Origin of the sequence: Actinomadura sp. NPDC048394, from assembly GCF_040651755.1 — a bacterium.
Lineage (GTDB): Bacteria > Actinomycetota > Actinomycetes > Streptosporangiales > Streptosporangiaceae > Spirillospora > Spirillospora montaniterrae.
The window spans coordinates 153703-166509 of record NZ_JBEZJL010000002.1; the positions used below are offsets into that span (position 1 = coordinate 153703).

Consider the following 12807-nt stretch of genomic DNA (forward strand, 5'->3'; position numbering starts at 1 on the left):
CAAGATCTCTCCCCCGGGAAGGCATTGAAACTACACCGACGAAATTACACGCGTGTAGCGCCCGCCCCGTCAAGCGGAACGAGTTTCCAGGGCGACATAGCGGGTTATGTGGTGAACCCCTCGCCGATCCTCAGATGAAGATCAGTTAATCGGCGGGTCAGCGCGGCGGATCGCCGCGCTGACCGGCGCCGGTCACTGCGGCGGCGGGGGCCGGTTGTCGCGGTACCAGTCGCCGCCCTCGTCGGGCCGCTGCTCGCCCTGCGGCTGCCCCGGGTGGGTGCCCTGCGGGCCCTGCTGGCCCGCGCCCTCCTGGCCGGACCCGCCGTAGGCGCGGGTCCACTCGCCCATCTCCTCCTGCTGGTCGGCGGGCTGCTGCTGCGGCTGCTCGCCCCCCTGCGGCTGCCCCGGCTGCTGCGCCTGCGGCTGTCCGGTCTGGCCGGGCTGGCCGGGCTGGCCGGGCTGCGCCTGCCCGGGCTGGCCGTACTGCTGGTACTGCTGCTGGCCGTACTGCTGCTGCCCGTACTGCTGGCCGTACTGCTGCTGCGCGGCCTGCTGGCCCTCCGCGCCCTGCTGGCCGTACTGCTGGCCCTCGGCGCCCGGCTGGCCGTACTGCTGGTACTGCTGGTAGGGCTGCTGGCCGTAGCCCTGCTGCCCGTACTGCTGCTGCCCCTGCTGGTAGCCGAAGTCGGGGTAGCCCTGCTGCATCTGCGGCTGCGGGCGGGCCGGCTGCATGCCCTGGAAGACGGTGAAGACGAACCAGGCGCCGACGCCGATCACGGCGATCTTGCCGCCGCCGGCGAGGAACACCGCGAGCTTGCTGAGGGCGCTCGCGCCGTCGGCGGCCATCGCGCTCAGCCAGGAGATGACGGCGAACAGGGCGGTGACGCCGAGCACGCCGAGCCCGCCCATGGTGATGGTGCGCGCCTGCGGGGTCGCGGCGCCCCAGGTCGTCAGCAGCACCGCGAGGACGACCAGCCCGACACAGACGATCTGCGTGAACAGGGTGTCCTGGGCGGCCGCGAGCGCACGGTAGGTGAAGGCACCGCCGCCGCCGAGCAGCAGGATGATGCCCGCGAGCAATTGGACGCCCGCGGAGGCGAGCAGTACCCAGGCGGCCGGTTCGCGCAGGCGCTGGACGGCTTCCTTGTTCACGGTGACTTCTCCAGACCGAGGCAATCGGATGACACGCAAAGCTTTGCACATCCCGCCCGGCCCCGTCTCTGTCCCCCGCGGCACGCCAAACCGCTAGAAAGGCGCGGTTCGCGGACGCGAAACGTGCACTGCGCGTCGAGAGCCGCCCATCCGGCGCCCTAGGCTGATCGGCATGAGGATCGTGGCGCTGGCGGGCGGCATCGGGGGCGCCCGCTTCCTGCGCGGGCTCCAGGCCGCCGCCCCCGAGGCGGAGATCACCGTCGTCGGCAACACCGGGGACGACATCTCCCTGTTCGGGCTGCGCGTCTGTCCCGACCTGGACACCGTGATGTACACCCTCGGCGGCGGGATCAACGAGGAGCAGGGCTGGGGGCGGACGGACGAGACGTTCGCCGTCAAGGAGGAGCTGGCCGCCTACGGCGTCGGTCCCGGCTGGTTCGGGCTCGGCGACCGCGACTTCGCCACCCACATCGTCCGGACGCAGATGCTGGCGGCCGGGTACAAGCTGTCGTCGGTGACGGAGGCGCTGTGCGACCGGTGGAAGCCGGGCGTGCGGCTGATCCCGATGACCGACGACCAGGTCGAGACGCACGTGGTGGTGGACGACCCGGAGCACGGCCGGCGGGCGATCCACTTCCAGGAGTGGTGGGTGCGGCTGCGCGCGTCGCTGCCCGCGCTGTCGATCGCGCCGGTCGGCGCCGACGAGGCGAAGCCGGCGCCGGGCGTGCTGAAGGCGATCGAGGAGGCGGACGTGGTGCTGTTCCCGCCGTCCAACCCGGTCGTCAGCATCGGGACGATCCTGGCGATCCCCGGCATCCGGGAGGCGGTCGCGGCGAACACCGTGGTCGGCGTGTCGCCGATCATCGGCGGCGCCCCGGTGCGCGGTATGGCGGACGCGTGCCTGACCGCGATCGGGGTGGAGACGTCGGCGAAGGCGGTGGCCGAGCACTACGGGCTCGGGCTGCTGGACGGCTGGCTGGTCGACGAGGCGGACGGCGACGTGCGGGTCGAGGGCATCGAGGTGCGGTCCCGCCCGCTGCTGATGAGCGACCCGGAGGCGACGGCGGCGATCGCGCGGGCGGCGCTCGACCTGGCCTTGGAGCTGAAGAAGGAAGCACCGTGAACCTGCAGGTGTTCGGCATTCCCGGGCTGCCCGAGGTCGGCGAGGGCGACGACATCGCCGCGCTCGTCCCGGCGGACCGGGTCGAGGACGGGGACGTGCTGGTCGTCACGTCCAAGATCGTGAGCAAGGCGGAGGGCCGGGTCCTGGTCGCGGACGACCGGGAGAAGGCGATCGACGCCGAGACGGTGCGGGTGGTGGCGCGGCGCAGGCACGCGCGCGGCGAGACCCGGATCGTGGAGACGCGGCAGGGCCTGGTGCTGGCGGCGGCGGGGGTGGACGCGTCCAACACCGCGCCCGGCACCGTGCTGCTGCTGCCGGAGGACTCCGACGCCTCCGCACGCAGCATCCGCGCGGGCGTGCGGGAGCGCACGGGCAAGGACGTCGCGGTCATCGTGTCCGACACGCTCGGCCGGCCGTGGCGCAACGGGCTGACGGACGCGGCGATCGGTGTCGCGGGCCTCGCCCCGCTCAGCGACCTGCGCGGCACCGACGACGCGTACGGCAACCGGCTCGAAGCGACCATCACGGCGGTCGCGGATGAGATCGCGGCGGCGGCGGAGCTGGTGAAGGGCAAGCTCGACGGGGTGCCGATCGCGGTGGTGCGCGGGCTGTCCCACCTGGTCACGGCCGATGACGGGCCGGGGGCGCGGCAGCTCGTCCGGCCGCCCGCCGAGGACATGTTCCGGTACGGGTCGGCGGACGTGCTGCACGCGCGCCGCACCATCCGCGAGTTCACCGAGGACCCGGTCGACCCGGAGGCGGTGCGCCGCGCGGTCGCCGCCGCGATCACCGCGCCGGCGCCGCACCACACGACGCCGTGGCGGTTCGTCCTGCTGGAGTCGGCGGAGTCCCGGACCCGGCTGCTGGACGCGATGCGCGACGCGTGGGAGGGCGACCTGCGCCGCGACGGCTTCTCCGAGGAGTCGATCGCCAAGCGGCTGCGGCGCGGCGACGTGCTGCGCCGCGCGCCGTACCTGGTCGTCCCGTGCCTGGTCATGGACGGTTCGCACGACTACCCGGACGCGCGCCGCGCGACCGCCGAGCGCGAGATGTTCGTCGTCGCGACCGGCGCGGGCGTGGAGAACCTGCTGGTCGCGCTGGCGGTGGAGGGGCTCGGGTCGTGCTGGGTGTCGAGCACGATGTTCTGCCGCGACGTCGTCCGCGAGGCCCTGGACCTGCCCGACGAGTGGGACCCGATGGGCGCCGTCGGCGTCGGCCATCCGGCCGCGCCGCCCCGCGACCGTCCGCCGCGCACCCCCGACGCGTTCATCGAGGTCCGCTGACCCGCCGCGGCTCAGCGTTTCCAGGAGGAGAGGGCCTCGGCCAGTTCCTTGGAGGTGGGGAAGCGGAGGGCGCGGGGCGGGGTCGCGGACAGGCCGTGGTCGCGGGCGTAGGCGTCGCCGAACGTGCCGTCGGGCGCCCGGAACCCGGCCTGCTGGAGCGCGTTGCGCGCGGACCGGGCGCCGAGCGCGTCGCCGAACGCGGCCGCCGCGTCGCGGTGCCGCCGGTCCCGGGCGGTGACGGCGTACGGGTGGTCGAGCATGAGCGTGCCCTCGTCCGGGACGATCGGCGTCACCGGGTTGGGACGGTGCGCGTCGTTGTAGGCGACGGCGGCCTGCTCGGTGGTGACGACGAGGGACCGGTCGAGGCGCCCGGCGGTGGTGAGCCCGGTGAGGACGGCGGCCGATCCGCCGGACGCGTCGTCCGTCGGTGACGGCGCGGACGCGCGCAACGCCGCGGCGACGTCGCCGGCCTTCCCGCCCGTCTGGTCGACGGCGAGCATCGCGACCGCTCCGCTGATGCCGACCGCGGGGTCGGCGGCCCTGCGGGCGAGGCCCACGCCGTCCGCCTTGTCCTTGAACAGCAGCTTCCAGCTCATGGCGACGCGGTCGGCGGCGAACTCCTCCGCCACCGGGCGGGTCATGGCGAGCACCACGGGCGTCTCGGCGAGCGACGTCCCGCCCGAGGGGACGTCCTTGCCGCCCGCGTCGCGGACGATGCCGAGCCACACCGACGACTCCGGCACCCACGCGTCCGCGTGTCGCCGCAGCTCAGGCCGGCGGGCGAACTCGGCGGGCGCGACGGCCGTGACGCGCGCGCGGACGCACCGCCCGCCGACACGGTGCTCCTCCACGTTGAACCGGGACGCGACGTCGCGCAGCGCCGGCGCGATCTCCGGCTGCGCGGCGACGGAGACGCGCACGGTCCCGCCCGTGCACGACGACGGCCCCGGCAGCAGCCCGAGCGCCCACGCCCCGCCGCCCAGGCCCGTCACGACGAGCAAGGCGGCCGCCCACACCTTCCACCTCACGCGTCAGTCATACCGGACGCGCGTTCCTTTGCGGCGTGTTGTCGCCATGAACGGTGCCATGACGACAAACGCCGCGACTCAACGAGGGGTGAGGGTGAGCGTAGGACGGCCGAAGTGGCCGATCCCGTCCGTCTTGCGCGCGGCTTCGAGGCGTTCGGGCGGGACCTCGCCGTAGAGGGTGGTGCGCTGCTTGGCGGGACGCCCCGCGCGCGCGGCGATCTCCTCCAGCTCGCTGATGGGCTTGAACGAGCCGTTCTCCGACCCGGCCATCCGGCTGATGGTCTCCTCCATCAGCGTCCCGCCGAGGTCGTTGACGCCGCCCTGCAGCACCCGCGTGCACAGCTCGTCCCCGAGCTTCACCCAGGACGTCTGGATGTTGGAGATGGCGCCGTGCAGCAGGATCCGGGCCAGCGCGTGGACGGCGACGTTCTCCCGCACGGTCGGCCCCGGCCGCGCGAGCCCCGCCAGGTAGATCGGCGAGTTGTGGTGGACGAACGGCAGCAGCACGAACTCGCTGAACCCGCCCGTCCGCTCCTGGATGGACCGCAGGAGCTTGAGGTGCGCGACCCAGTGCGCCGGGGTGTCCACGTGCCCATACATCATCGTGGACGTCGTCGGGATGCCGACCTCGTGGGCCGTGGTGACGACCTCGATCCACTGGTCGGTGGGCAGCTTGCCCTTGGTCAGCACCCAGCGGACGTCGTCGTCGAGGATCTCGGCGGCCGTCCCGGGCAGCGAGTCGACGCCCGCCTCCTTCGCCGCCTCCAGCCATTCGCGGATGGACAGGTCGGTGCGGGACGCCCCGTTGACGACCTCCATCGGGCTGTAGGAGTGCAGGTGGATGCCGGGTGCGCGGCGCTTCACCTCGCGGGCGAGGTCGAAGTAGGCGGTGCCGGGCAGGTCGGGGTGGATGCCGCCCTGCATGCAGATCTCGGTGGCGCCCGCCTCCCACGCCTCGTCCACCCGGTCGCCGACCTGCTGGAGCGACAGCGTGTACGCGTCGGCGTCGGTGCGGCGCTGCGCGAACGCGCAGAACCGGCAGCCGGTGTAGCAGACGTTCGTGAAGTTGATGTTCCGGGTGACGACGTAGGTGACGTCGTCGCCGACCGTGTCGCGGCGCAGGTCGTCGGCGAGCTTCGCGAGCGCGTCGAGTTCCGGGCCGTCGGCGTGCAGCAGCGCGAGCGCCTCGTCGTCGGACAGGCCGGCGGGGTCGCGTTCGGCGGCGGCCAGCGCGGACTTGACGTCGGCGTCGAACCGCTGCGGCGCGCTCATCCGCTCCTTGAGCGCGTCCCAGTCGCCGTACACCTCGTCGAAGTCGTCGCGCCGGTCGGACGTGCGGCCGGTCGTGTCGATCTCGGTGTGCAGGTCGGTGCGCCCGGACGCCTCGAACCCGCCGTCGGGCTCCTGCCACGGGCGCCCTTCGAGAACGGCGTCCTCGCGGGCGAGCCCGGTCGCCGGGTCGGCCAGCGCGGACACGTGCCCGATCAGCCGCGGGTCCAGCCACGGCTCGCCGCGCTTGACGTACTCGGGGTAGATCGTCAGGCGTTCGCGCAGCTCGAAGCCCGACTCGCGGGTCCGCTCGGCCAGCTCGTCGATCTGCGGCCACGGACGCTCGGGGTTCACGTGGTCGGGCGTCAGCGGCGACACGCCGCCCCAGTCGTCGATGCCGGCGCGCAGCATCAGCGCGTACTGGTCGGCCACCAGGTTCGGCGGCGCCTGGACGCGCGCCTTCGGCCCGAGGACGATCCGCGTCACCGCGATCGTCGCGGCCAGCTCCTCCAACTCGGCGTCCGGGGTGTCGCGCATCTTGGTGTCCGGCTTCGCCCGGAAGTTCTGCACGATCACCTCCTGGACCGCGCCGTACTCCCGCATCGTCCTGCGGATCGCGAAGATCGCGTCGGCGCGCTCCTCGACCGTCTCGCCGATGCCGATGAGGATGCCGGTGGTGAACGGCACGTTCGTCCGGCCGGCGTCCTCCAGCACCCGCAGCCGGACGGCCGGGTCCTTGTCCGGCGACCCGAAGTGCGGGCCGCCGCGCTCGCTGAACAGCCGCGTCGCGGTCGTCTCCAGCATCATCCCCATGGACGGCGCGACCGGCTTGAGCCGCTGGAAGTCCCGCCAGGTCAGCACGCCGGGGTTCAGGTGCGGCAGCAGCCCGGTCTCCTCCAGCACCCGGATCGCCATCGCGCGCACGTACGAGAGCGTGTCGTCGTAGCCGTGCGCGTCGAGCCACTCGCGGGCCTGCTTCCACCGGTCCTCGGGACGGTCCCCGAGCGTGAACAGCGCCTCCTTGCAGCCCATCGCCGCGCCCTGCCGCGCGATCTCGAGGACCTCGTCGGGGCTGAGGTACGGCGCGTCCAGCTTGTGCGGGACGGTCGCGAACGTGCAGTAGCCGCAGCGGTCCCGGCACAGCCGGGTCAGCGGGATGAAGACCTTGCGGCTGTAGGTGATGATCCCGGGACGTCCCGCCGCCGCGAGACCGGCGTCCCTGGTCCTCGCCGCGTAGGCGAGGAGATCGTCGAGCTGCGGGCCGCGGGCCTGCAGCAGCGTCGCGGCCTCGGACTGGTCGAGCGTCTTCCCGTCACGCGCACGGGCCAAAGCCCGCCTGATCGCGTTCTGCGTGGCCTCCATGCGGGCACTCTATGCCAATCGTCATATTTTGCGCCGCGCCGGGGGCCGGGAAACCGGCGATCACCGGGATACAGCCCGCCGCACGCTCCGACTATTCCCACGAGACCGCCGCGACCCGGGATGTAGCGGAACTTAATCAATACCTCTAGAAAGAGTCGCTAGTCCTCAATGTTGGACTGAGTCAAACTAAGGGTGCGAGAGGGTCGTCCCCCCGGGCGGAACCACCGCCGCACGGCCCTCGCCGAAGGACAGTCCCATGCTGGTCATGCTCGCGATCATCATCCTGCTCGCCGTCCTCGCGCCGATTGCCGGCGCCGACACCCGCGACGGCCTCAACTGGACCCCCGGCAACTTCTGGCTCTCCCGCCGGTCCACCCGGCCCCGGAAGGAGAGGATCAGAAGCGCCGGTAGTCGCGGACGGGAAGACGGGGGCCGCGCCGCGGAGGCCGCGCGCCGGACGATCCCAGCAGCCGGGTGACCCGGTGCCGATGCCCCGCGTACGGCGCCAGCAGCTCCAGCATCCCGTCGTCGTCGACCTTGCGGCCCGCCAGCGCCCAGCCGACCAGGCCGGGCAGGTGGTAGTCGCCGACGGAGACGGCGTCGGGATCGCCGGCCGCCCGCTGCCGGACCTCCGCCGCCGTCCAGACCCCGACGCCCGGCAGCGTCCGCAGCCGGGCCTCGGCCGGGTCGTCCTCCAGCCGGGCGGCGACCCGCGCCGCGCCGATGATGGTCCGGGCCCGGACCGCCTCCAGCCCGGACCGGTGCCACTCCCACGACGGGATCCGGATCCAGACCGCGGGCGGCGGCGGGACCCGCAGCCGCAGCGCGGCGGGCGCGCCCGGCGCCGGCTCGCCGAACCGGCGCAGCAGGTACCCCCAGGCCCGCCACGCCTCCTCGGCGAGGACCTTCTGCTCCATGACCGCCGGGACGAGCGCCTCGAACACCCGGTTCGTCCGGCCGATCCGCAGCCCCGGCCGCAGTAGCGCCTGCCGCCGGACGATCTCGTGGTGCGGCTCGAACCCGTCCGGGTCGTCGGACGCCCCGAGCAGGTCCGGCAGGCCGTCGAGCAGCCATTCGGCGCCCGGCCCCCACGCGCGCCCCTCGACGACGCCTCCGCCGCTGCGGATCCGCAGCGTGCCGGGGCCTTCCGGGGTGTAGGACGCGCGCCAGACCGTCCCGTCCCGCTCCACCCGGAACGCGGGATCGTGGTGCCCGCGCTGGTGCGGGCCGAGCGTCGCCCCCACGTCGACGGCGAAGGCGGGCGCCCACTCCCGCCGCAGCCCCCCGGCGGCACGTCCCGGCAGCGGCCCGGACGCGACGCCCGCCGGGCCGTCAGGCATCGGTGGAGAAGCGGACCGCCGTGGGCGGGAGCTCGATGCCCGGCCAGACGCGCAGGCCGCAGCACAGCTCGTTGCCCGGCCCGACCACCGCGCCGTCGCCGAGGATGACCCCGTCGAGGACCGCTCCGGGCCCGACGCGCGCGCCGCGGCTCAGCACCGAGTCGCGGACGGTCGCGCCCTCCGCGACGAACGCGTCGTCCAGCAGCACGCTGCCGATGACGGTCGCGCCCGCCTCGACCACGGCGCCGCGCCCGACGGTCGTGCCGCCGCGCACCACCGCGCCCGGCGACACCGTCGAACCGGCGAGGGTCAGCCGCTCCCCCGGGCCGCCCGGCATCGCCGGCGAGTCGATCTTGCCGAGGACGAGGTCGCAGGACCCGCGGACGAACGCCTCCGGCGTGCCGACGTCCAGCCAGTAGCCCGACTCGACATGGCCCATGACGACCGCGCCGGAGGAGATGAGGGCCGGGAACGTCTCGCGCTCGACGGAGACGACCTCGTCCTCGGCGATCGTGTCGATCGCCGAGCGGCGGAACACGTAACAGCCCGCGTTGATCTGGTTCGTCACCGGATGGGAGGTCTTCTCCAGGAACGCGGTGACGCGTCCCGCGCCGTCGGTCGGGACGCACCCGAACCGGGTCGGGTCGTCCACCTCCGTGAGGTGCAGCGTGACCGCCGCGCCGGCGCTCTCGTGCACCTTCACCTGGGCGCGCATGTCGTGGCCGGACAGGATGTCGCCGTTGAGGATCAGCACCGGGTCGTCCGGGCCGCAGGTCAGCGCGCGCGCCGCGTTGCGGATCGCGCCTCCGGTGCCGAGCGGCTGCGACTCACTGACGTACACCAGGTCGACGCCGTGCGCGCGCGGGCCGAACGCCGCCTCGAACATCTCCGCGCGGTAGGACGTCGCGAACACGATGCGCTCGACGCCGGCGGCGTGCGCGCGGGCCAGCTGGTGCGCCAGGAACGCGACGCCGGCCGTGGGGAGCAGCGGCTTCGGGGTGGAGATCGTCAACGGGCGCAGGCGGGTGCCCTGGCCTCCCACCAGGAGGATCGCTTCCACTCGGCTCCTTTCTCCACCACGACCGTGGTGACGAAGCCTAGTGGGTGGCGGACGCGGGCCCGCGACCGTGGGAGGCCTCGTACTGCCGGATGGCGCGCTCGTAGGAGGCCATATGCGCCTCCGCGGACGCGGTCCAGGTGAACTCCAGCGACCGCGTGTAGGCGGCCTCCGCCAGCCCGGCGCGGCGCGCCGGGTCGCCGCTCAGCGCGGTCAGCGCCGACGCGATGCCCTCCGGGTCCGGCTCGGTGTAGGCGACCGCGTCGCCGCCGACCTCCGGCAGCGGGCCCCGGCGCGTCGTCAGCACCGGCGCGCCGCACGCCATCGCCTCCAGCACCGGCAGCCCGAACCCCTCGCCGCGGCTCGGCAGCGCCACCACCAGCGCGCCGCCGAAGAACCCGGGCAGCGACGGCCACGGCAGGTACCCCGGCCGCAGCACCCGCAGCCGCGGCGGCACCGTCGCCATCGCCGCGTCGACCTCGTCGTCCCAGCCCCCGCCGCCCGCGAGGACCAGCGCGGGCGGGTCCTCCAGGCCGGAGCAGGCGCGCACCCAGCCGCGGATCAGGTTCGGGACGTTCTTGCGCGGCTCCAGCGCGCCCAGATACGCGACGTACGGGCGGCCGTGCAGGCCGAGCCGGTCGGAGACCTGCTTCACCTCCGCCTCGGACGGCCGGTGGAACACCTCGTGGTCGACGCCGTGGTAGGCCACGTCGATGTGCTCGGGGTCGGCGCCGAGGATCCGGACGAGCTCGTCCCGCGTCGCCCGCGACGGGACGATCAGCCGGGTCGCGCGGCGCGCCGCCGTCCGGGTCGCCGACTTGACGTAGGTCGTGCGGACCGGGTCGTGCACCTCCGGCTCCGCGAACAGCGTCACGTCGTGGATGGTCACCACCGTCGGCCGGACGGCGCTGACCGGCATCGTGTACGTCGGCAGGTGGATCACGTCGGCCGCGACGCTGTCGGCGACGTGCGGCAGACCGGTCTGCTCCCACGCCAGCCGGGTCGCGCGGTGCGCCAGCGCCGCCGGGCCCGCGACGATCCGGGCCCCCGGGGCGAGCTGGCCGTACCGCTTCTCGTCCGCGCGCTGGCACGCGACCGCGAGGTCCGCGCCGAGCGCGTGCAGGGCCGACAGCAGGCCGTCCACGTACCGTCCGAGCCCGCCCCTGTCGGCGGGTACCGCGGTGGCGTCGAGCAGGATCCGAGGCGCCACGGTCCACTCCCCCATTCCGGCGCTTCCGCCGTAGTGGCGTAGATCACTCTTTACCGTTCGAGCCTACGCCCGCGACCGTGCCGGGCGCGCGACCTCCGCGCCCCTCGCCGCCGCGAGTCATGGTGAGGGCCTACCCGAGCCCCCGGGCCCATACCTTTCACTCCGGGCCCGGCCCCACACCTATCTCTTGCGCGCGTGCACCAGGACGATGCTGCCCTGCTGGTTCGGCGCGCTCCGGTCGGCGAGGGCGACGAGCGGCGCCAGCGGGGCCGCCGCGTTGAAGCCGACCTTCCCGCCGTACGTCGACAGCGACAGGTACAGGCGCTCCGTCGCGGCCGTCCTGAACTGGTAGGAGTGCCGCACGAGGTCGAGGCCGCGCTCGTCCATCAGCTTGCGCAGGCTCTCGTGGGTGTAGGTGTGCTGGACGTGGTACTTCGCCTTGTGCGCGTCCCGCAGCTTCGGCCATGCGTCCGCGCGGCTCAGCACGTCGGCGGACATGAAGATCTCACCGCCGGGCTTCAGCACCCGCGCCATCTCGTCCAGGGACTTCCCGCCGTCGTCGAAGTGCTCGATCGCGCACACCGACAGGACGGCGTCGAACGAGGCGTCGCCGAACGGCAGCCGCAGCGCGTCGCACTCGATCAGCGCGGGCGCGTCGGCGAGCGTCCGGCCGTACACCATCTTGTTGCGGGCCAGGTCGATCGAGACCGCGTGGGCGCCGCGGCGGCGCGCGCGCCCCGCCCAGTAGCCGTCGCCGCCGGCGACGTCGAGGACCCGCTTGCCGCGCAGGTCCCGTCCCATCCAGGACAGCAGCGTCCCCGCCTCGCGGTACCGGCACACGTGCACCTGGTGCCCCATGAAGGCGACCACATCCGAGAGTTTCATCGTCCCCAACTGTAGGGCGCGGCGGGCGGCGGCGCGGCCGAAGCGGCTCCGCGGAGCCCGGGCACGCCGCGATCGCGGTTCGCCTACGCTGGGCGCGTGAACATCAAGGTCGTCGCCATGCGGGCCCTGCGCGTGCTGCTGGTGCTGCTCGCGCTCGGGTTCTGCGCCTACAGCGTGATCCACCAGTGGGACGCGACGACGAAGGCGTTCCGGGAGATGTCCTGGCCCACGCTCGCCGGCGCGCTCGTGATGGGCCTGGCCGGCCTGTTCGCGTGGACGCTCGGGTGGCGGACGTTCCTCGGCGGACTCGGCTCGCACCTTCCGCTGCAGGTCGCCTACCGGATCTCCGCGGTCTCCCAGCTCGGCAAGTACGTGCCGGGCAAGGTGTGGGCGCTGGTCACGCAGATCGAGATGGCCCGCGAGCACAAGGTGCCGGCCGAGCGCAGCTTCGGCTCGACGCTGCTGGCCGTCGCGACCTCGACCGCGTGCGGGCTCGCCGTGGCGGCGGTGACGCTGCCGCTGACGTCCGCGGCGGCGCGCCGCGAGTACTGGTGGCTGTTCCTGCTCGCCCCGTTCATGCTCGCGGCGCTGCACCCGAAGGTCGTGACGTGGGCGCTGGACCTGATGCTGAAGCTCGTCCGGCGGCCGCCGCTGGAGCATCCGGTCAGCCTCGGCGTGACGCTGCGGGCCGTCGGCTGGACGGTCCTCGGGTGGGCGCTGTTCGGCGTGCACACCTGGCTGCTGTGCCTGGCCGTCGGCGGCGACGGCCCCGGGCTCCCGTTCCTCTCGACCGGCGCCTACGCGCTCGCGTTCGTCGCCGGGTTCCTCGTCTTCATCGCGCCGGGCGGCATCGGCGCGCGGGAGGCCGCGCTGACGGTGGTGCTGACGCCGGTGCTGCCGGCGGGCGCGCCGGTCGTGGTCGCGATCGCGTCCCGCGTCGTGCTGACGGTCGCCGACCTGCTCAACGCGGGCGCCGGCCTCCTCCTCGGCCGCCCCGCCCGCCGCCACCGCGCGGAGGCCGCCCTGTCCGCGGACGAGGACGGGAATGAAGCCGACCGCCACGCGCTTGTCAGGGGTACCAAGCCTACGAAGGAGTGA

Annotated in this window: 10 protein-coding genes; 3 read left to right on the forward strand and 7 right to left on the reverse strand. The window is 73.8% G+C overall.

All coding sequences use genetic code 11. From position 1 onward, the window contains the following. Nucleotides 1-192 precede the first annotated feature (192 nt). Complete coding sequence (locus AB0C78_RS01960; protein ID WP_360740655.1) at nucleotides 193-1152, reverse strand: hypothetical protein; 960 nt, start codon at nucleotides 1150-1152, stop codon at nucleotides 193-195. Between the two features lie 172 nt (nucleotides 1153-1324). Between AB0C78_RS01960 and cofD the strand changes: the two genes are divergently transcribed. Both cofD and AB0C78_RS01970 read left to right on the forward strand, forming a co-directional pair. Further along, nucleotides 1325-2275: a 2-phospho-L-lactate transferase gene (gene cofD, locus AB0C78_RS01965; RefSeq protein ID WP_360740657.1), complete on the forward strand. Its 951-nt coding sequence runs from the start codon at nucleotides 1325-1327 to the stop codon at nucleotides 2273-2275. Then, complete coding sequence (locus tag AB0C78_RS01970) at nucleotides 2272-3558, forward strand: coenzyme F420-0:L-glutamate ligase (RefSeq protein WP_360740659.1); 1287 nt, start codon at nucleotides 2272-2274, stop codon at nucleotides 3556-3558. Before cofD ends, AB0C78_RS01970 begins: the two co-directional genes overlap by 4 nt. 11 nt (nucleotides 3559-3569) lie before the next feature. On the opposite strand, the gene AB0C78_RS01975 is transcribed toward AB0C78_RS01970, so the two are convergent. From AB0C78_RS01975 to AB0C78_RS02000, 6 genes are all read right to left on the reverse strand, one after another. Beyond that, nucleotides 3570-4586 carry a substrate-binding domain-containing protein gene (locus tag AB0C78_RS01975; protein ID WP_360740661.1) on the reverse strand — a complete coding sequence of 339 codons (1017 nt, stop codon included), beginning with the start codon at nucleotides 4584-4586 and terminating at the stop codon, nucleotides 3570-3572. Nucleotides 4587-4664: 78 nt separating this feature from the next. After that, nucleotides 4665-7217 (reverse strand): bifunctional FO biosynthesis protein CofGH, encoded by a 2553-nt coding sequence (locus tag AB0C78_RS01980; RefSeq protein ID WP_360740663.1) that lies wholly within the window; start codon nucleotides 7215-7217, stop codon nucleotides 4665-4667. A 395-nt stretch (nucleotides 7218-7612) separates the two neighbouring features. Then, on the reverse strand, nucleotides 7613-8557 hold the full coding sequence (locus tag AB0C78_RS01985; protein ID WP_360740664.1) for a DNA-3-methyladenine glycosylase 2 family protein: 945 nt from the start codon (nucleotides 8555-8557) through the stop codon (nucleotides 7613-7615). Beyond that, nucleotides 8550-9617 (reverse strand): NDP-sugar synthase, encoded by a 1068-nt coding sequence (locus tag AB0C78_RS01990; RefSeq protein WP_151538652.1) that lies wholly within the window; start codon nucleotides 9615-9617, stop codon nucleotides 8550-8552. The genes AB0C78_RS01985 and AB0C78_RS01990 overlap by 8 nt, the downstream gene beginning before the upstream one ends. A gap of 37 nt (nucleotides 9618-9654) precedes the next feature. Further along, the gene (locus tag AB0C78_RS01995; RefSeq protein ID WP_360740666.1) at nucleotides 9655-10824 is read right to left on the reverse strand and encodes a glycosyltransferase family 1 protein; all 1170 of its coding nucleotides are present in this window, start codon (nucleotides 10822-10824) and stop codon (nucleotides 9655-9657) included. Between the two features lie 180 nt (nucleotides 10825-11004). Further along, complete coding sequence (locus AB0C78_RS02000) at nucleotides 11005-11709, reverse strand: class I SAM-dependent methyltransferase (protein ID WP_360740668.1); 705 nt, start codon at nucleotides 11707-11709, stop codon at nucleotides 11005-11007. A 96-nt stretch (nucleotides 11710-11805) separates the two neighbouring features. Between AB0C78_RS02000 and AB0C78_RS02005 the strand changes: the two genes are divergently transcribed. Next, a complete protein-coding gene (locus AB0C78_RS02005; RefSeq protein ID WP_360740670.1) occupies nucleotides 11806-12807 on the forward strand; it encodes a lysylphosphatidylglycerol synthase transmembrane domain-containing protein in 1002 nt (333 codons plus the stop codon).